Origin of the sequence: Bacillus bruguierae (assembly GCF_037104725.1) — a bacterium.
GTDB classification, from domain to species: domain Bacteria; phylum Bacillota; class Bacilli; order Bacillales; family Bacillaceae_G; genus Bacillus_A; species Bacillus_A bruguierae.
Map to the genome: position 1 here is coordinate 38,695 of NZ_JBAWSX010000008.1, position 18,099 is coordinate 56,793.

Here is an 18,099-nt window from a genome sequence, read left to right on the forward strand (position 1 = left end):
CCCATGTCCCTGACAAAGAGGCGCTTTTTGCCTCGTCGGAGGGGGCGAAACGACCGGAGGTTCTAGCCGCTAGAGCTGGACAACGTTTCTCTCTGAATCTTGAGGTGGGAGTCTTACTGCCCACGAATAGCGGGATAAAATGATATATTTCATTTGAAGTTTCGCGTTTCTCCCCCTCCTTCACATCCTTTCTACATTTGACAAGAAATACAAAAATCCTTTAATTTTTTCATGAATAAACATCCCTATAGTTACAAACGCTAACAATGGAGGTGTGTTAAGATGGAACCAATGCTTTGTCCAAGTTGCAAAACGAACCGTACACGATTCAACATTATTGAACAATCAGTAAAACCGGTAAAATTAAATCCACAGACTGGTCAGATTGAAGAAGAATATACAAATGATAATATAAGTGCATTTCATATGGCTTACCAAGGTCCTACATACCGTGTACAATGCGCTGCGTGTGGATTAATTGAAAACCCAGAGCAATTTATTAAACCCGCACAAAATCAATCTTTTTAATTGTTAAAATAATGCTGCCCCCAAAGGTTATTATTACACAACTTTGGGGGCAACTTCTTTTATTCCTTCTCGATACGTACAAAAAATTGTTGTCATTTTTCTTGCAGTATTCACAGATAAATTATCTTTGCACATTCATTATTATTTAATGTGTAGAGATGAGTTGAATCTTTTCAAAGAATGCTTGTAATCGTATAAATTCTTCTTCATTTCCACGTGTTGTAAAAATTTCTTGTTCCTGATGAAAAACAACAATAGCAGGAAACGTTTTAAAAAGCGCAAATACATGCTTCGTTTCTTTTATTTTATTAATTTGATGAAAAGGTATTTGTAATGAAATCGGGAGCTTTCCAAATATTTCACCGTAAAATAATAACTGCTGTTCAGTATAAGCTAAAATACCTTTCACAGGAATAGGATTTGCATTTGGTGTTCCTACTAAACCAGACATTCCATTTTGCATTTCGTAATAAGCTGAGGTCATTCCTTGTATATTTTCAGTTGAAGATATCCTCTCTTGAAATTCTTTCATTGCTTGTTCTTTTAGACCCATGTTTATCACTCCATTAATTAAGATGTATATGAAATATTTTACTAGAAAAGAGAAAATAAATATGGATAAAAATGTTACTTATTGACTGAAAATTTTCATCCTATATATTTATCTAAAACATCCCTTCTTCTTCGAAAGCCAATCTTCCCATGCATCTTCATGCTGTTTCACAAAGAGCGGCGGGAATTGGTCAATTGGAAAATACTTAAGCTCTAACGTTTCATTACCATCTGTTTTTAACGTTCCGCCTACTGTCTTGCATTGAAAAAAGAACACAATCGTCTGCGCTTGATCTCCATTTGGGTATTCATCGTAATATTTCGTATATACGCCAATTAAATGTTCAACTGTTACTTTTAATCCTGTTTCTTCATATACTTCACGAATGGCCGTTTCTTCAGCAGATTCACCAAGTTCCATCGCACCACCAGGAAAACCCCACGCATTTCTATCTCCTCGTTTTTGCAGAAGCACTTCGCCTTCTTCGTTACAAATAAGTCCACCTGCAAAATTAAGAAAGATTCGTTCAGACCCAACTTTCTCTCGAATAAAACGAATATAATCCAGCTTTTTAGTCATATGCATCCCCCTATATTACTACATACATTTTTTCTAAATCGTACCAATTGAACATGATATAATCATAATATACAGAAAGGACTGAATACAATGTCAACATTACGAGATACAGTAAAAAACCTACTCCATGAAGATGAAACGATCCTTTATCACACACAATGTTCTCTATCTTTATTTCTACATAAAGGACCATCTGTACCGGGAGTTATACTAACAACAAACAAAAGATTGTTGTTTATATATAAAGAAAAAGATACCTCTAATCCTACACGATATGAAGAATACATTTACAAACATATTGAGGAAGTAAAAGAACACCCTTATTTTTTCAGCTTTCACATCGCTATTTACTACAACAATGATTGGGTACAATTTCGAGATATCTATGATAAAAATGCAAGAAAGCAACTTTGTTCCATTATACAAAAGCAAGTTACAAGTAGCCCTATATCCTAAGGCTACTTATTTATGTATCTCTTCACTAAAACATGTTCTACATTGTAGTATAACGAAAAATAGTTTTATTTTTTAGAAAATTTTGTTAAAATATTCAAAAAGATTGTACCGGAAAGGAAGAAACAAATGATACATAAATTAAAAGAAAATATCTCTTCTGTTTTTGTCGGAAAAGAAAATGTGATTGATCTCCTCTTAGTTTCTTTATTAGCAGATGGACACGTCTTATTAGAGGATGTACCTGGAACAGGAAAAACATTGCTGGCAAAAACAATTGCGAAAAGTATTGGCGGGCAATTTTCGCGTGTACAGTTCACACCTGATGTATTACCGAGTGATGTAACGGGTATTGAATACTTTAATCCGAAAACAAGTGAATTTGAGCTGCGTCTTGGTCCTGTTATGACAAATTTATTATTAGCAGATGAAATTAACCGTGCGATGCCACGTACACAATCGAGTTTATTAGAAGCGATGGAAGAAAGACAAGTAACACTTGAAAAGCAATCCACACTTCTTCCGAAACCATTTTTCGTAATCGCAACGCAAAATCCAATTGAATCACAAGGAACATTCCCTCTTCCAGATGCTCAGCTTGATCGCTTTTTAATGACCGTTTCGATTGGTTACCCTTCTCCAGAAGAAGAGCTACAAATGATGCGACGTTTTCGAAAGAATAAACCGTTAGACGCTCTTCATCCGGTCATCTCACTAGAAGATATAATCCAATTACAAAATAAAGTAAAAGATGTTCATGTATCGGAACCTTTGGAAGACTACATCATCAAACTCGCTAACGCAACTCGTAATCATGATTTTATTGCAAATGGAATTAGTCCGCGCGGAACACTCGCTTTAGTGAGGGCAATTCAAGCTCTTGCCTTTTTACGTAATCGCGAATTTTGTACACCAGAAGACGTACAATTTCTACTTCCTTACATTTGGAAGCATCGTATTATTTTATCTATGGAAGGCGCTCTTCGTACGACAAAACAAGAGATGATAGAAGCAATTTTGAAAGAAGTTGATGTGCCGGTGGAGATTGAGCAAACATGAATGGTCAACGTCTCGTCTCCGTCCCATTAGTATTTCAAAAACATATCGTTCAATTAACGATTCCAATTGCCCTGTTGTTCACATTTTACTTACCGCAATCACTTATCATATATCCATTTCTGTTTTACTATATATTTTCTTTTTTTATTTATCGATATGTGACTTACATAGAGAATCACTTTCAAATTATCAATAAGAAACAAACAACAAGGCTATTTCCTGAAGAAAACGGACAACTATCCGTTATGTTACAAAATGAAGCAAAATTACCGCTAGTGAATGGAAAATGTTTTTTTCATATAAATCCATCGCTCGTTATGCAACCAAGCAACAGTCTAGATCAAATATCAAAAACGCTCTTTTCTTTCCCATTTTCACAACGCGCTCGCTCACAGAACATATGGGATTTAACGTTCACAGCGACAAGACGAGGCGTTTTCCAAATTGAACAGTTTGAATGCATCATTGGTGATCCCTTTAACATCATTCAAGTTCATTTACCAATTATGCATAAATTAAAAACAGAAATTATTGTCTATCCTACCCCGAAGCAAGTTGCAGGGCTACAAGAAATACAGCAACTAGTACTAGGCTCTTACAGAACAAATTTTTCTTTTTTTCATGATGAAACGTCCATTGTCGGAGTAAAACAGTATGAAAGGGAATCATTTCGTGCCATCCATTGGAAGGCATCAGCAAAAATGCAAAGTTTGCAAGCTAAGCAATATGAAGCAGTAAAAAATTACAGCTGGACAATTTGTATCTGCCTTGCCTCAGATCGAGGACTTGGATGGAGAGAAAATATGGAAGACTTGATTTCTTATGCAACATATATTTGTCAAATTGCAACAGAAAAGAAAATTCCCTTTGAATTATTTATTAGTATTTTAGTAGCAGATGGACCGCTGCACTTGACGTTGAATGATGGTCCCACGCATTATGCAAAAGTATTGGAAGAACTTGCACGTATTTCAGAAGATAGTACATTACTGCCGCGAGATGGTTTTCTGCATTATATGCTGCGAAAAAGAGCGAGGTCGTCTACACTATTTTTCCTTGGCGTCCCTAAGCACCATATCCCTCATACAATGCAGCCAACATATATTGTTCACGATGAAGGAGTGGTGGAACAACTTGAATACATGGCTACGGTACGTTAATAATTTTATTCTTCTTCTCCTCCTTTCCTTATTAACTGAAAAAGGAGAAGTTGTACACATAGTTTTGTTTCTTCTAGTCAGTCATATTTGCTTGCTGCCTATTATGAAAATTAGTAAAAAGAAAAATAGTTGGCTTACAGCACTATTTATTCTACAAGTCATTGTTTGCTATTGGTTGGCGTTATTTTCTTCTATAAGTTCCGTATTATTGCCGTTTTTCTTTTTTCTTATGTACGCAAAAGATGATGTTTCACCCTTCCATAAATTATTAGGAGCATTTCTATGGTCTTTTTGTTCCTTTCTCCTCCATATGCAATTTCCATCCATATGGGAAATAGGATTACTTATTTTGTATACACTTCTAACATTATGGATTACAAGTTTTAATCGAAACCAACAAATGTTGCGTTTGTTCTCAATTACAGCTATCGGGATTTTGGGTTTTTTATTCATCCCCATACTCTCTTACGTACGAACTGGTATCGCTTATGCTCTGCAATGGATTGCTTTAGGATTAGGATATATTTTAAACCCACTATTTCTATCGGCTGAACGGAAGCAGAAAGATGATTCTTTGAATCTTAATTTAGGTCAGGGTAATTCGCCGCCTCCACCGGTTCCAGAAAAAGAATATGATCCATTCATTTTACAATCTATTACCATCCTTATCATAGTAGTTGCTGCCATATATGTGATTCGGAAACTATATAAGAGGCGTCATGAAATCAAATTTGGGCGTATGTCTTCCTATGACCCTATCGTTGTTGGTCCAGAACAAGGAAATATACAAAAGCGAAACCGAAAGTTACGACCACCAAACAATGCAATTCGCAAAGAAATTTTTAAACTTGAAAAAAAATTAAAACCGCCCTTAAATCGGCAACGTGGTGAAACAGTGGAACAGTGGATGGAAAGACTTGGCACTGAAGAAGACATATATATTCAGTCCAACATTATTATAGAAGCATATAGTACTGCCAGGTATGGAGAGAAAGAAGATAACACCCTTCTTCAGCAATTCAAAACAGAAGCGCATACATTATATAACTACAAAAAGGTAGCTAATAAGAAAAAATAATATAAAAAGCTTTCAAGACCTCCATGAAAGCAATGTAAAAAATAAAGGAGAGTATGCATTAGTCATTTACAACATGTGCTCTCCTTTATTTTATTAAGTGAAAACTACCATCATTATTTTTTTGTTTATTGCTGTCTAAATTTAGAAATTAAGATTTAATCAAAACATGCTCTAATTTATTATCTTTCTCCTTCTAAAATAACAGCCACTAAAAAAAGAATGAATTTCCCTACAATTCCTCTTGCGTAATTCCTTTCTTGTAGTTAGAATGAATTATAGTTAGGTAATCTAATTAAAGGAGTAGACATAAAGAAAATGCGTAAGAACGGAAAAGGAACATATTCAGATGATACCTTACCAAGATTGGGTATTCACCCTTATTTAGACCTTATTAATCACTCTGCATCATCAAGTACAAACCGTAATGATGCCTCTATGGGCTTAATCATGTTATGGTTAAGCGATAATATCTTAGATGTAATGGATCAAGAGTTAGCTCAATTCGGGATTACAGAAAGCAAACTTGATTTGCTAATCTTAATAACTCTGCATGATAACAAAGTGATAACTCCTTCAGCAATAGCTGAACGTTTAGGAATTAGGCGGGCATCTGCAACTTCTATGATTGATTGGTTGGAAAAAAGAAACCTTGTTACACGAAAACCCAGCTCGTTTGATCGTAGAAAAATCTATGTCAGTATTACCGAAGAAGGCCGTACGTTTGTTGAAAAAGTATTGCCAACATATTGGTCCGTTTGTGCCTCTATTTTTGATGAATTAGATCCTACTGAGCGCCAAGTATTTGAGAAAATCATCAAGAAATTAAATGAAAATATGCAAGTACGACTTGGAGTTGGGCGATAAATAACAATTAACAGCTACCTATCCAAAGCGATAGTAGCTCTTTTTCAACTATTTAATTAGGTTATCTAACTATAAGTTAATATAATTAAAATAAAGGTGAAGGTGATTTTATGATCGCGATCGATTTTGAAAAACAGCACAACTATAATCTTATGACACTCATATTATGTTGGACTGGAATGGTTGTTATGTCCAGTTTATATGTAAGTATCCCACTCATTACCATGTTTAGTGATAATTTTCATGTTTCTCTATCGCAAGCAGCTACAACTTCTAGTATATTTTCAATAGGTTTTGCTAGTGGATGTTTTATTTACGGTGCGATTTCTGAAAAATATGGCCGCAAAAACGTTATATGCATTGGACTAATTTCTTTAAGTGTCATTTCATTACTGCTTGGAATGGTTCATTCTTTCTCATATATTGTTATATTAAGAGGTCTACAAGGTTTAGCTGCTGCAACATTTTCACCAGTAGCGTTAGCGTACACACTAGAAGTATTCCCTAACGAAAGAAAGGTTGGTGCTGTTGGTTTTATTAGTACAGGATTCCTCGTTGCCGGAATCGTCGGTCAAGTGTTTAGTGCTTACGTAAGCCAACAATTTCATTGGCAATTTGTTTTTTACTCCCTTTCTGCAGTTTATATTCTTACTGCATCAATAGTGTTCTGGTTACTACCAACAAGTATAAGTCATAATCAAAAGAAAAATATTTGGGAGCCAATGAAGCAACTCGGCATTGTCTTTACTAATAAAAATCTAATATTTAGTTACGTAATAGCGTTTGTTCTACTCATGTCTTTCGTTAGTATGTACACCACCTTAGGACAATATTTAACTAATCTACCTTTCAAAATGAACAATCACGAACTTCTTTATATTCGTTCATTCGGGGTCCTAGGAATGATATTGTCTCCACTAGCAGGTAAATTAGCAAAACGTTTTAGCGTTCTGTTTGTACTTCGGTGGGCGCTACTTCTCTCCATTTTCGCCCTAGCTTCGATGGGCTTTCTTACAAACATATTCTTTTTAACAGTAATGAGTATAGTCTTTGTAAGTGGCATTGCACTCTCCGTACCTTCTTTAGTTTCTCTTGTTGGTCAATTAGGAGGTAAAGCTCGTAGTATTGCAATATCAATGTACACAGTCATTTTATTTGCTGGAACAAGTTTTGGTCCAATTATCTCTTTTACATTTATGAAAGCTTTCAGTTTCACTACGACGTTTATTCTATTTGCAGCCATACTCGGTCTAGGCTTACTTGCAGCTTGTCTCGTTAAGCATGAAAATTCACCAATAGTTGAAGTGAAATAAAGAGATTTCCGCTACTTTTAATATGTAATGATTCATTCCATCACATAAAAAAGAGGATACCTTTATATCCTCTTTTTTATCATACATTTCCCTATTTCTTTACGCTGTCACAATATGTTCCACACACTCAGGTAAATGTTTGAGCTTTGTTTTTAAAAAGGCCGGTTGTGTATTAAACAGATGTAATTCTTCTATTGATACCCACTGAAATTCAAACTCTCGACCACCATCTTCTCTTATAAAAGAACCCGTTTTCGGAATAACGCAATCTTCTAAATGAGTTTCATAGTAAAAACCAATTTCATGAAACTTATGATTATCATATGTAAAAAACTTCTCCACAATCCAGATTAATCGTTTTACATTTGCATTCGCTTCTAATTCTTCTTGAAGCTCTCTTTTCAAAGCAGACTCACTACTTTCCAGCATTTGAACTCGTCCGCCAGGTAAACACCAAAAATTATCTCCCTTCCCGCGATGAAGAAGAACCTGTCCATTCTCTATACATACTGCCACTACGCGATAATTAAAACGTTTCCCATCCTCTGTAAAAACAATATCCATCCCGATTTCCTCCTCATATCTATCTGATCAATAAAAAACCCACAAATTCCATTATAAGAAATTTGTGGGTTTTTTCCTAATTATTCCGCAAAATTTTTCGCAACTTCTCTCGCTTGTGCAATTGCTTTTTCTTTAATACTCTCTGCTTCATTCGGCATTTGATTCATACCTTCTACAAAAATAGATTGCACATCTGTAATTCCAACAAAGCTCATAATGGCCCGAAGATAACGATCTCCAAATTCCATTTCTTTTGCTGGTCCTTCTGAGTATATACCACCGCGTGCTTGAATATGAACGGTCTTTTTACCAGATAACAAACCAACAGGACCCTCTGCTGTATACTTGAATGTTTTTCCTGCAATACAAATTGTATCAATATACGCTTTCATAAGCGGTGGAAAACTAAAATTCCACATCGGTGTTACAAATACATATTTATCCGCTTCTACAAATTGATCTGTTAATTTATTAATTGCAGCGACCTTACTTTGTTCTTCAGCAGAAAGATTTTCAAACGCTGTCCCTTGTTGTAGCTTTCCCCATCCACTAAATACATCCGCATCAATGTACGGAATATTAGTTGTATATAAGTCAAGTTCAATAATTTCATCATTTGGAGCCTCGTTACGATATACTTCTAAAAAAGCTTGTCCAACTGATAGTCCATATGATTGATCTGGTGTTTTTGGATTTGCAGTAATGTATAAAACTTTGTTCAATTGCGATCTTTCCTTTCGAAATATAAATTCAACCCTCCTTATATTGCCTTTTATATTGATTTTTATTAAAAATTTTATATCGTTTTGCTATTTACATCATTTATATACTTTACAAATAACACGCGACTTCCACCTTTTCCGTCATAGTTTGTATGTACAGATACTCCATCCACTTCATCATCCCCTCTTTCAATTTCAAATCCAATCTCACGATGAAATTGAATAGACTTTTTGTTAGCTGGAGATGTTATTGCTTTAACAACGTGACAGCCATTGGAACGAACTGCATCAAAAAAGGAAGAATACAATGCCGATGCAATCCCTTGTCTTCTAAATTGCGGATTCACACCAATGAAATGAACATATGCCTCATCCTCAAAAGTTTGCGAGAAAAAGCCACATAAAAATCCCGCAATTTCACCATCCTTTTCAATAATAAAACTTGTTTCTTGAAAATGAACAAAAAAGAGCTTTGGCAGCATATCTGCCATCGGTCTCCCGCCCCACCAGTCATTCATAACAGAATGAATTGTAGTATAATCCTCAGGTCTAATTTTCCTAACGTGCATATGTCATACCTCTCTTTTTCCATCAATGTTTATATTATTAGATATTAAAATACATATTCCTTTTTAACTTCCAGATTCATATGAGATAATTAAATTAAAATAAATGAAATTAGGTGAAAAATATGTACAAAAAGCCTTCTTTTGGCGAGAAAAAGCAGTATATAGAATACATCTCACGCCCAAGCTCTTATGCAATTATTTTTAAAGAAGATACTAGTAAAATAGCCGTTATCCAAAATGGAGTAAGATACTTTTTACCTGGCAGTGGAATAGAAAATGGTGAAACAAAAGAAAGCTGCTTACATCGCGAACTATTAGAAGAATTAGGCTGGGAAATTGAGGTGCAGCAGTATATTGGAAATGCCGAGCGTTACTTTTATGCTGAAAAAGAAGATATACATTATTTAAATGATGGTCACTTTTACATATGTAGCAAAATACGAGATTATCATGTTCCTACAGAAGATAGCTACATTTTACATTGGGTATCTTCTTCTGAAGCACAGCAGTTGCTTGTTCACGATCATCAACAATGGGCTGTGAGGCAAGCAATGTTAGTACACAAACAAAAATAATTACCTTTTTCGACTCTTTTATTCCACAAAAAGTAAAATTAATCTTTAATCACCATATTTAACCAATACTTTTATTGGTTTTATTTTTTCTTCACTCAATTCTTGAAAACAATGAATTAATTCTCGATGTGTTATTTCATGTTCAAATAGCTGACTTATAAATCGAGTATGCTTCACATACTGTAAGAACCAGTTTGCATGTCTTTTATAATCTAATCCATCACTAGAACCAACTATACGTAGTTCCTTTTCATAGAACTCTGATGTTAAATAAAATTCTTCTTTTTTCCATTCAAGATGCCTTTTTCCGCATAAAACAAGCGAATGTTGTTCCATCTTTCCCCATCCTTTAATAACTATAACTGTCTTCAATTAACATAGTTCCTTTTTAAATAAGTGCATACCATTTCGTATATGATACAACTCGTATTCTCTCTGAAACTCAACAGAAAATAGAATTATATTCCACCCATTCCATTGTATTACTTTTTGCTTATTTTCTTCAATTCAAAAAATTAAAACTGTTTTTCATAACATTATTTACACAATCTGAACACACAAAAAATGACCACACCTCTCTCGGTGTAGTCATTTCCATACTAACTTACCTTCTTTAAATTCAATACTGGCTTCTTCACTGTTCCTTTTTTCACAATATATAACCCAGCGAAAATAACAAATCCACCGAACAACTGCATAATGTTTACCTGTTCGCCAATCGTTACGGCCGCAAATATAACAGCAAATAACGGAACGAGATACATATAAACCATTACTTTCGTTGAACCAATTTTACTAATTCCAACGTACCACATTGCAAGTCCAAAAATTGTGGCAAAAACAATAGAGTAACCTAATGATCCCCAGCTTAACATGTCAGTTGGCCATGTTAACGATTCGACATTTATAAAGCAGTATAATACAAGTGGCACAATTCCTAACAAAGTCGACCAAGCAGTTACGCGCATTGCAGAATATTTCGTTATAAGCGGCTGAGCCAGAATCGGATACCAGCCCCATGCAATCGACGCGGCTAATCCAATAAGATTTCCAATCCATGCATATTCATATGCAGATTGATTCGTATGCCCTGTTAATAACACAAGTGCTGCACCGCTAAAAGATAGTATAGATCCGATTTGTATTTTTAGAGAAAAGCGTTCTTGTTTATGTAATACCGCTAAAATCCCCGTAAAAATTGGCGACATTGCAATTAATAATGATGCATTCGTCGCAGATGTGTATTTTACGGAAAGCATAAACAGTGTTTGATATAAAGTCGTCCCAACAATACCTACCACTAACAGTCTAAGCCAGTCTTTCTTCTCTATACGTAATGAGCGTTCCACAATAAAGGTAATAAGCAACAAAACTGGAGACGCCACTAAAAAGCGCATACTATTAAATTGAATGGATGACATATACGCCACTCCATATTTTCCTATCGTATAGTTTGCTCCCCATACTAAAGCAACTAACATCAGGAGCACTTCCATTTGCCTTTGTTTCATCAAAACCTCTCCTTCCCTCATTTAGCATAGTAAAATTGGCCCAATGTAACACCATCCAATTGGCTGTTTTTTTACCCAGCCAATTTGCTATAATGATGATAATGAAGTAACAAGGAGAGACGTTACAAATGAAATGGACATTAGATACTGATAGTAAAATCCCAATCTATCAACAAGTTGTTGATTATATTGAAAGACGTATTGTGTACGGAGAGCTTCCACCTGGCAGTTTTCTTCCGTCAGAACGCAAGCTAGCAAAGCAACTTCATGTGAATCGAAGTACAATTACAACAGCCTATAATGAACTACGTGCAATGGGAATTGTTGAAAGTACAACAGGAAAAGGAACGCGTGTAAGCACACATATGTGGGGCGTATCTCCGAAATTCACACCAAATTGGAGGGGGTTTGTAGAGGGCGGGACATTTTTACCTAATTTACCACTCCTTCGCTACATTCGTGAGCAAGTGCAGCAAAATGACAATATCATTGATTTTGCAAATGGGGAGCTTGGATGCGATTTGTTCCCGCACCAGCAATTACAAGCGATTTTACGCGAACAACCGTTAACACAATCGTTAAGTTATGATCATCCTCAAGGCTATCTTCCTTTACGGCAAGCTGTAGCTACATATATGAAGGAGCACTTACAAATTGATGCAACTGAACAATCCATCATGATTACTTCCGGCGCCCAGCAAGCACTGCATCTTATTGTGCAATGTTTATTAAATCCAGGCGATGCTGTAGCATTTGAAAGTCCATCACATTGTTATTCCTTGCCTCTTTTTCAATCCGCAGGCATTCGAATTTTCCCATTACCAGTTGATGAACATGGGATTCATCCAGATGATGTACATGAGCTACACAGAAAGCATCGGATTAAAATGATTTTCTTAAATCCAAATTATCAAAACCCGACCGGAACGCTCCTTCATCCGAAGAGAAGAGAAACTCTTTTATCTTTATGTGCCGATTTACGTATTCCAATTGTTGAAGATGATCCGTCTAGCTTATTAACATTAGAAAAAAAAGAACAAGCATGTTCAACCTTAAAATCAATTGATACAAATGGAACGGTCATTTATGTCCATTCTCTATCCAAAATGATAGCACCAGGATTACGAATTGGCTGGCTCGTTGCTCCGCAGTCCGTTGTTGAACGCTTATCAGATGCACGGCATCAAATGGAATTAGGCTTAAGCATTTTTCCGCAATGGCTTATGCAGCAATTTTTTGAAACAGTTCCATTTGAAGCACATTTACAACAGTTACGGTCTGAATTAGTACAAAAAAGAAATATGTTAGCAGATGCACTGCAACATTCACTCCAGAAAGAACTCTCATTTTCCTTGCCAACAGGAGGAATTTATATATGGGGAAAATTACAACAACCTATCAATGAAAAACAGTTCATAATGCAAAGTTTAAAACAACAAGTTGCCTTTATGCCCGGCAGTATTTTTGGCGCAAAAGATGGTTACATTCGTCTATCTTATGGAAAAGTAGATATAAACCACATTACTGAAGGAATCTCTCGTCTGCAACAGGCGATTAAGTTGTCTCATACATAAAATTATTTCTGACATCTCTCTAACCAACTACTAGCCACTAAACGCATGTAAGTTATTTGTATATATACAAGTTAAAAAAACGACATAAAAACCCATTTCTTTTTAGGGGAGACGAGAGCATCTAGCCGTGCATAGAAGCGGTCAGGGCCTTTTCCTGCCACATGCGAGATTTTAAAACAAAGAGAGCAAGCAAGTAGCGGTCATGTTGTATTCTGAATACCTATTATTTATATATCGAAATATAAAATTGTATTTATATATAAGATAATCTACCTTTTGTCCTTTTCCAAATTACTCAGAAGTACAGTAGGTTTCTGTACTTCTGGCAATTTTCATTCAGTTTAATTCCTCCTAAAATATGTACATACCATTCCGTATATGACATACATTCATATTTTCTTCCTTTCCTTGAAACTCTACAGCAAATGGGAATTCACCGTAATTCTTTAATTGATTTTGAACGATACCATTTCCAATCGGTTCGCAAAATTGAATCGTTATTTTCCCAAGAGAAAAACCTTGCGATATCGCATTCCATTCCTTATTTATTTTGGGCGGACTCATTTCTATATGCAGTAAATCTTTCCATCGTTTGCTTGTTTCATTTACATTAGTAACAGCATAGAACACTGTTTTCATTCCAATTATGTGATTATTATGGGGCGAGATTACTCCTTTTTTCTGTAAATCATCCCTTCTTTTTTCATCCGATTCACTCCACTCAATGAAAAATGGGAACCTGGGGCCGTCTCCCTCTTGTTCAATAAATAGCATTTTCCAGCTTAATAGAGTTCCATCATCCCTCATACGTTTCCCTTCCAATGGACCTTTTATATGAAATCCCTTTGCCACCAGTCTCTCAGTAAGCTCTTCCATCTGTTCTGTACGCAGTGCAATTTGAAGCATTCCTTCCTCTATTTGTAACTTATGAATAGCTTGTTGAATAAGGGGATTCTCTGCTTCAATTGCAACCTCTTGATTTTGCACTGCTAAAAACTCAATGTATGCTAAATCAAAATAACATAAACTATTATGTGTCCCCCAATTCGTATGCTCTCCTCCTTGAACTACATGAAATCCATGTCGTTTCATTTGATTTATCACCTCAGCTGGAGAACACCTAACTACATGAACAAGATGATCAAACTGTAACATCTCCTCACCACCCTTACTTTTATTCTTTTAGTGTATTATCTTTCAATTATTTCTTGCAATTTAAATCTTCTGAAAATATGTTAATTCATGTTTATTATAACGAAAAAAATAAAGCTAATTGAAAGACTAAAGGATCTTTTCCACTAGAAAGAGGAGCCTTTAATTTTAATGCGATTCTTCCTGGAAATAAGAATTTCATCTCAAATAGCTTTGTCGAAAAATATTTTTCTGAATTTTCTATTAATTTTAAAGGATTTTTTGAAACACAATGCGAAACCATTGTATAACCTTTTTTCAATAGGTTACCTATTACATACTTTTTAGGATCGGGATGAATTTTGAAAGCACTTTTCTTAAATAGCCATTTTTTTCTATAAAAAAATCCTTGCAATATTTTCAGAAAATCATTACAATTGCCATATATTAAAAATCATAGTAATAGAAAAATCCTCATCAATCCGATGAGGTAGAGGTCGCGGCTTTTATTAGTAATCTAGACGAGACGCAGAGAACGTCAATAACCCTGGATAAAAGGAAAAGCTGCCGAAGTTTATACTTCTTCTCTGGAAGTATATGCTGGGGCTGTTTTCGAATAGGAACAGAACTGTCACGTTTACAAAATTACCGTGTAAACGTGGGGCGCTATCTTAACGGAAGGTATGATGGGGTGGCTATTTTTGAAATGCTCCGCTAAAGTCCTTTGGCGGTTTTTTTATTCCCCCCGCTCCTTCCTATCTTACAAGAAAAGGAGTGTTGAACATGAACGGCGCAACTACTAACGTTACCTCTACAGCTACAAATCAATCTGCACAAACAACTAACGAACTTCGACGCGGATTAAAATCTCGTCACCTTACAATGATTTCTCTCGGTGGTACAATCGGTACCGGACTATTTCTTGCTAGCGGTGGTGTCATTCATACAGCTGGCCCTGGTGGAGCTCTTGTAGCATACGCTGCAATTGGAATTATGGTTTATTTTTTAATGACAAGCTTAGCTGAATTAGCAGCGTACATGCCTGTTGCTGGATCTTTTAGCACATATGCGACAAAATTTGTTGATCCATCGCTTGGATTCGCATTAGGTTGGAATTACTGGTATAACTGGGCAATTACGATTGCTGCTGAACTTGCAGCCGTAACATTAATTATGAAGTTTTGGTTCCCAAATACGCCTTCCCTTCTTTGGAGTGGCATTTGCTTAGTCATTATGTTTCTTTTAAATTACTTATCTGTTAAAGGATTTGGTGAAGCTGAATATTGGTTCGCACTTATTAAAGTAGTTACCGTTATTATCTTTTTAATTGTTGGATTTATGATGATTTTTGGTATTATGGGTGGCGAGCCTGTTGGATTTAAAAACTTTACTGTTGCAGACGCACCATTTAACGGTGGTATTATGGCAATCATCGGCGTTTTTATGGCTGCTGGTTTTTCATTTCAAGGAACTGAATTATTAGGTGTAGCTGCTGGTGAAACTGCCGATCCAGAGCGTAGTATTCCAAAAGCAATTCGCTCAATCTTTTGGCGTATTCTATTATTTTACATCTTTGCAATTCTTGTTATCGGTCTATTGATCCCTTATACAACTGATAGTCTTGCAGCAAGTGACGTAACAGTAAGTCCATTTACACTTATATTTGAAAAAGCAGGGGTTGCATTTGCTGCTTCTGTTATGAACGCTGTTATTTTAACTGCAGTTTTATCTGCCGGTAATTCAGGAATGTACGCATCAACTCGTATGCTTTGGGATTTAGCAAGACAAGGAAAAGCACCGAAATTTTTAGGGAAATTAAATAGTCGCGGCGTACCTGTTAACGCGTTAATCGCAACTTCAGTAGTTGGCTGTGTCGCTTTCCTAGCTTCCTTATTTGGCGACGGTGTAGTATATATTTGGTTATTAAATGCATCTGGAATGTCTGGATTTATTGCATGGGTCGGAATCGCTATTAGTCATTATCGTTTCCGAAAAGCATATATTGCACAAGGAAAAGATTTAAATGATTTACCGTATAAAGCAAAATGGTACCCATTTGGTCCAATTTTCGCATTTGCACTTTGTGTCATTGTCATTTTAGGACAAAATTACGGAGCGTTTATGGGCGAGTCTATCGATTGGAACGGTGTACTTGTTTCCTATATCGGCCTCCCTCTCTTCCTTGCGCTGTGGTTAGGATATAAATTTACAAAGAAAACAAAAGTAATTCCTCTTGATAAAGTAGAACTTTAATCCGGTGGAGATTCTTCATCCCCTGCTGATTATCGGCTCTTACTGCCTGTTAATAAGTGATAAAGGTTAGCCAACACAATGGTGTTGGCTAACCTTTTTTTATCTGAACGAATCCTTGTTCAAAGGTTATAGTTACTTTATGTCGAATAGTGTACTATATATAAATTTTTCTAAAAAAGGATGAGATTAAAATGAATATCGCATTAGAAATTGTCTCCACAGAACAACTAGAAATATTAAAGAATTTTTATGCCCTATACTTACATGATTTATCCGAATTCTCACCTACCCTTCATCCAAATGAAAATGGATTTTTTGAATTTGATGCTTTTGAACTGATTTGTAATCGAGATGAGCTTTCTCCTTACTTTATTACATATGAAAGAAAATATGTCGGATTTCTCCTATTCGCAAAAACACCATTCACGGCACCAGAAACAGACTTCTGCATTAACGACCTTTTCTTATTAAAAGCATACCGCGGAAAAAATATCGCAGATCAAGCAATCTTAGAACTGTTAAAACAAAACAAAGGAACTTATTATGTAATGCAATTAAAAAGCAATAAAACAGCGATTCATTTCTGGGAGAAATTTTACCAAAAGAATGGGATTCAGTATCAAGCAGCTGAGAAAATGGATGGAGATGATTTATGCTTAACACAAACATTTACAGTACCATCATTACTTTCCAAGCTGTAATCCCTTTACTTCCCTATTTCTCATGTTTTTACAATAATAGAATAAGAACTATAAACAAAGGTTGGGGTTTCATGAACATTCGTGTAACTGATGGAGCAAAAACAATACTACGGTGCGTTTATGAGAAAATCTATCGATTGGCGCGGTGTACGCATTTCCTATATCGGCTACCTCTCTTCTTTGCGCTGTGGTTAGGATATAAATTTACAAAGAAAACAAAGGTCATCTCATTAGATAAATGTGAGCTTTCACAACAAAAAACCTGTCAATTCATATTATCAAGACATAAATATGAAAAATACTTAAAAAATAAAGCCTCCATCATATTATATATGACTAATATGTTGGAGGCTTTTGTTTTGTTTGAAGTACTGCCCAATAGCTATAAATGTTGTAAATAATAAAAAACAAACGTATCGATAGACCTTCTATCTATCAAATCATTTCCAATAATTTTTCATTAAATTGATAGACCAATTTGCTTGTCTAATTTCATTCTTTGGAAGAAACTCCTTCATTACAGGTTTAATATCAATGATAGGTGTTCCATCAATTGCATCTAATCCTTTCACCACTAATTTCTTTCCAGTATGCTCTATTAATTCAACTGTAGTTACACCTAATTTATTCGGTCTATTTTTTCCTCTCTGCGAAAAAATTCCGACTTTCGGAAAGTTAAGATTATTCCTCGGATGCCTTGCTTCATACTGAATTTTATCATCAGATACTTTGTCAAAGTAAAAAATTATTTCTAAGTGTGAAAAATCTTCTATTCCTTGTAATGCAGATTCATTTAATTCATCAGTTAGTTCGACTTCTGACACAACACTCCCCCAATTATCATCTTTCATTTCTTTACGAGAATTATGAACGTATGCAACTGGATTCATTATAATTTCCATATAAATCCCT

At 35.3% G+C, this 18,099-nt stretch carries 21 protein-coding genes, 1 pseudogene and 1 riboswitch; of the genes and pseudogenes, 12 read left to right on the forward strand and 10 right to left on the reverse strand.

The window, feature by feature from the left end; all coding sequences use genetic code 11:
* Nucleotides 1–282: 282 nt before the first annotated feature.
* Nucleotides 283–528 carry a DNA alkylation repair protein gene (locus tag WAZ07_RS14375; RefSeq protein ID WP_090914988.1) on the forward strand — a complete coding sequence of 82 codons (246 nt, stop codon included), beginning with the start codon at nt 283–285 and terminating at the stop codon, nt 526–528.
* A gap of 145 nt (nt 529–673) precedes the next feature.
* Here WAZ07_RS14375 and WAZ07_RS14380 read toward each other — a convergent pair whose 3' ends face one another.
* Nucleotides 674–1,081: a hypothetical protein gene (locus WAZ07_RS14380; protein WP_336473011.1), complete on the reverse strand. Its 408-nt coding sequence runs from the start codon at nt 1,079–1,081 to the stop codon at nt 674–676.
* A 108-nt stretch (nt 1,082–1,189) separates the two neighbouring features.
* On the reverse strand, nt 1,190–1,660 hold the full coding sequence (locus tag WAZ07_RS14385) for an NUDIX hydrolase (RefSeq protein WP_336473012.1): 471 nt from the start codon (nt 1,658–1,660) through the stop codon (nt 1,190–1,192).
* A 90-nt stretch (nt 1,661–1,750) separates the two neighbouring features.
* Here WAZ07_RS14385 and WAZ07_RS14390 point away from each other — a divergent pair, with 90 nt between their 5' ends.
* The 6 genes from WAZ07_RS14390 to WAZ07_RS14415 all read left to right on the forward strand — a co-directional run bounded on the left by WAZ07_RS14390 (nt 1,751) and on the right by WAZ07_RS14415 (nt 7,587).
* Nucleotides 1,751–2,116: a PH domain-containing protein gene (locus WAZ07_RS14390; RefSeq protein WP_336473013.1), complete on the forward strand. Its 366-nt coding sequence runs from the start codon at nt 1,751–1,753 to the stop codon at nt 2,114–2,116.
* Nucleotides 2,117–2,242: 126 nt separating this feature from the next.
* A complete protein-coding gene (locus WAZ07_RS14395; RefSeq protein WP_336473014.1) occupies nt 2,243–3,172 on the forward strand; it encodes an AAA family ATPase in 930 nt (309 codons plus the stop codon).
* Nucleotides 3,169–4,332 (forward strand): DUF58 domain-containing protein, encoded by a 1,164-nt coding sequence (locus WAZ07_RS14400; protein WP_336473015.1) that lies wholly within the window; start codon nt 3,169–3,171, stop codon nt 4,330–4,332. The genes WAZ07_RS14395 and WAZ07_RS14400 overlap by 4 nt, the downstream gene beginning before the upstream one ends.
* Nucleotides 4,307–5,410: a DUF4018 domain-containing protein gene (locus WAZ07_RS14405; RefSeq protein ID WP_336473016.1), complete on the forward strand. Its 1,104-nt coding sequence runs from the start codon at nt 4,307–4,309 to the stop codon at nt 5,408–5,410. Before WAZ07_RS14400 ends, WAZ07_RS14405 begins: the two co-directional genes overlap by 26 nt.
* Before the next feature lie 315 nt (nt 5,411–5,725).
* Nucleotides 5,726–6,274 carry a MarR family winged helix-turn-helix transcriptional regulator gene (locus tag WAZ07_RS14410; protein ID WP_336473017.1) on the forward strand — a complete coding sequence of 183 codons (549 nt, stop codon included), beginning with the start codon at nt 5,726–5,728 and terminating at the stop codon, nt 6,272–6,274.
* Between the two features lie 110 nt (nt 6,275–6,384).
* Nucleotides 6,385–7,587: an MFS transporter gene (locus WAZ07_RS14415; protein ID WP_336473018.1), complete on the forward strand. Its 1,203-nt coding sequence runs from the start codon at nt 6,385–6,387 to the stop codon at nt 7,585–7,587.
* A 99-nt stretch (nt 7,588–7,686) separates the two neighbouring features.
* Here the strand turns inward: WAZ07_RS14415 and WAZ07_RS14420 are convergent, their stop codons facing one another.
* From WAZ07_RS14420 to WAZ07_RS14430, 3 genes are all read right to left on the reverse strand, one after another.
* A complete protein-coding gene (locus WAZ07_RS14420) occupies nt 7,687–8,151 on the reverse strand; it encodes an NUDIX hydrolase (RefSeq protein ID WP_336473019.1) in 465 nt (154 codons plus the stop codon).
* Between the two features lie 80 nt (nt 8,152–8,231).
* Nucleotides 8,232–8,873 (reverse strand): FMN-dependent NADH-azoreductase, encoded by a 642-nt coding sequence (locus WAZ07_RS14425; RefSeq protein WP_336473020.1) that lies wholly within the window; start codon nt 8,871–8,873, stop codon nt 8,232–8,234.
* A gap of 74 nt (nt 8,874–8,947) precedes the next feature.
* Entirely contained in the window at nt 8,948–9,442 is a 495-nt protein-coding gene (locus tag WAZ07_RS14430; RefSeq protein ID WP_336473021.1) for a GNAT family N-acetyltransferase, read from the reverse strand.
* 122 nt (nt 9,443–9,564) lie between these two features.
* Here WAZ07_RS14430 and WAZ07_RS14435 point away from each other — a divergent pair, with 122 nt between their 5' ends.
* Nucleotides 9,565–10,017, forward strand: a complete 453-nt coding sequence (locus WAZ07_RS14435; RefSeq protein ID WP_336473022.1) for an NUDIX hydrolase — start codon at nt 9,565–9,567, stop codon at nt 10,015–10,017.
* 45 nt (nt 10,018–10,062) lie between these two features.
* On the opposite strand, the gene WAZ07_RS14440 is transcribed toward WAZ07_RS14435, so the two are convergent.
* Nucleotides 10,063–10,353: an MDR/zinc-dependent alcohol dehydrogenase-like family protein gene (locus WAZ07_RS14440; protein WP_336473023.1), complete on the reverse strand. Its 291-nt coding sequence runs from the start codon at nt 10,351–10,353 to the stop codon at nt 10,063–10,065.
* A gap of 263 nt (nt 10,354–10,616) precedes the next feature.
* On the reverse strand, nt 10,617–11,528 hold the full coding sequence (locus WAZ07_RS14445; protein WP_336473024.1) for a DMT family transporter: 912 nt from the start codon (nt 11,526–11,528) through the stop codon (nt 10,617–10,619).
* A gap of 128 nt (nt 11,529–11,656) precedes the next feature.
* Here WAZ07_RS14445 and pdxR point away from each other — a divergent pair, with 128 nt between their 5' ends.
* Complete coding sequence (gene pdxR, locus WAZ07_RS14450) at nt 11,657–13,102, forward strand: MocR-like pyridoxine biosynthesis transcription factor PdxR (protein ID WP_336473025.1); 1,446 nt, start codon at nt 11,657–11,659, stop codon at nt 13,100–13,102.
* 351 nt (nt 13,103–13,453) lie between these two features.
* Here the strand turns inward: pdxR and WAZ07_RS14455 are convergent, their stop codons facing one another.
* Nucleotides 13,454–14,257 (reverse strand): VOC family protein, encoded by an 804-nt coding sequence (locus tag WAZ07_RS14455; protein WP_336473026.1) that lies wholly within the window; start codon nt 14,255–14,257, stop codon nt 13,454–13,456.
* Nucleotides 14,258–14,351: 94 nt separating this feature from the next.
* On the reverse strand, nt 14,352–14,555 hold the full coding sequence (locus WAZ07_RS14460) for a hypothetical protein (protein ID WP_336473027.1): 204 nt from the start codon (nt 14,553–14,555) through the stop codon (nt 14,352–14,354).
* Between the two features lie 161 nt (nt 14,556–14,716).
* Nucleotides 14,717–14,910: riboswitch (Lysine riboswitch) on the forward strand.
* Nucleotides 14,911–15,016: 106 nt separating this feature from the next.
* Between WAZ07_RS14460 and WAZ07_RS14465 the strand changes: the two genes are divergently transcribed.
* The 3 genes and pseudogenes from WAZ07_RS14465 to WAZ07_RS26260 form a co-directional block, all read left to right on the forward strand.
* Nucleotides 15,017–16,486 carry an amino acid permease gene (locus tag WAZ07_RS14465; RefSeq protein ID WP_336473028.1) on the forward strand — a complete coding sequence of 490 codons (1,470 nt, stop codon included), beginning with the start codon at nt 15,017–15,019 and terminating at the stop codon, nt 16,484–16,486.
* A 191-nt stretch (nt 16,487–16,677) separates the two neighbouring features.
* Nucleotides 16,678–17,187 carry a GNAT family N-acetyltransferase gene (locus WAZ07_RS14470; RefSeq protein WP_336473029.1) on the forward strand — a complete coding sequence of 170 codons (510 nt, stop codon included), beginning with the start codon at nt 16,678–16,680 and terminating at the stop codon, nt 17,185–17,187.
* Nucleotides 17,188–17,289: 102 nt separating this feature from the next.
* A pseudogene (locus WAZ07_RS26260) lies at nt 17,290–17,435 on the forward strand (amino acid permease); the annotation flags it as partial.
* Between the two features lie 192 nt (nt 17,436–17,627).
* Here the strand turns inward: WAZ07_RS26260 and tsaA are convergent.
* Nucleotides 17,628–18,089, reverse strand: coding sequence for a tRNA (N6-threonylcarbamoyladenosine(37)-N6)-methyltransferase TrmO (gene tsaA / locus WAZ07_RS14475; protein WP_336473030.1), 462 nt, complete (start codon nt 18,087–18,089; stop codon nt 17,628–17,630).
* Nucleotides 18,090–18,099 lie beyond the last annotated feature (10 nt).

Excerpts from the sequence above, each read along its gene's own strand:
- WAZ07_RS14400 (WP_336473015.1), top strand. The coding sequence starts at position 3,169 with ATGAATGGTCAACGTCTCGTCTCCGTCCCATTAGTATTTCAAAAACAT.
- WAZ07_RS14465 (WP_336473028.1), top strand. The coding sequence starts at position 15,017 with ATGAACGGCGCAACTACTAACGTTACCTCTACAGCTACAAATCAATCT.
- WAZ07_RS14440 (WP_336473023.1), bottom strand. The coding sequence starts at position 10,353 with ATGGAACAACATTCGCTTGTTTTATGCGGAAAAAGGCATCTTGAATGG.
- WAZ07_RS14390 (WP_336473013.1), top strand. The coding sequence starts at position 1,751 with ATGTCAACATTACGAGATACAGTAAAAAACCTACTCCATGAAGATGAA.
- WAZ07_RS14445 (WP_336473024.1), bottom strand. The coding sequence starts at position 11,528 with ATGAAACAAAGGCAAATGGAAGTGCTCCTGATGTTAGTTGCTTTAGTA.
- pdxR (WP_336473025.1), top strand. The coding sequence starts at position 11,657 with ATGAAATGGACATTAGATACTGATAGTAAAATCCCAATCTATCAACAA.
- WAZ07_RS14435 (WP_336473022.1), top strand. The coding sequence starts at position 9,565 with ATGTACAAAAAGCCTTCTTTTGGCGAGAAAAAGCAGTATATAGAATAC.
- tsaA (WP_336473030.1), bottom strand. The coding sequence starts at position 18,089 with ATGGAAATTATAATGAATCCAGTTGCATACGTTCATAATTCTCGTAAA.
- WAZ07_RS14420 (WP_336473019.1), bottom strand. The coding sequence starts at position 8,151 with ATGGATATTGTTTTTACAGAGGATGGGAAACGTTTTAATTATCGCGTA.
- WAZ07_RS14430 (WP_336473021.1), bottom strand. The coding sequence starts at position 9,442 with ATGCACGTTAGGAAAATTAGACCTGAGGATTATACTACAATTCATTCT.
- WAZ07_RS14380 (WP_336473011.1), bottom strand. The coding sequence starts at position 1,081 with ATGGGTCTAAAAGAACAAGCAATGAAAGAATTTCAAGAGAGGATATCT.
- WAZ07_RS14415 (WP_336473018.1), top strand. The coding sequence starts at position 6,385 with ATGATCGCGATCGATTTTGAAAAACAGCACAACTATAATCTTATGACA.
- WAZ07_RS14455 (WP_336473026.1), bottom strand. The coding sequence starts at position 14,257 with ATGTTACAGTTTGATCATCTTGTTCATGTAGTTAGGTGTTCTCCAGCT.
- WAZ07_RS14410 (WP_336473017.1), top strand. The coding sequence starts at position 5,726 with ATGCGTAAGAACGGAAAAGGAACATATTCAGATGATACCTTACCAAGA.
- WAZ07_RS14375 (WP_090914988.1), top strand. The coding sequence starts at position 283 with ATGGAACCAATGCTTTGTCCAAGTTGCAAAACGAACCGTACACGATTC.
- WAZ07_RS14385 (WP_336473012.1), bottom strand. The coding sequence starts at position 1,660 with ATGACTAAAAAGCTGGATTATATTCGTTTTATTCGAGAGAAAGTTGGG.
- WAZ07_RS14470 (WP_336473029.1), top strand. The coding sequence starts at position 16,678 with ATGAATATCGCATTAGAAATTGTCTCCACAGAACAACTAGAAATATTA.
- WAZ07_RS14395 (WP_336473014.1), top strand. The coding sequence starts at position 2,243 with ATGATACATAAATTAAAAGAAAATATCTCTTCTGTTTTTGTCGGAAAA.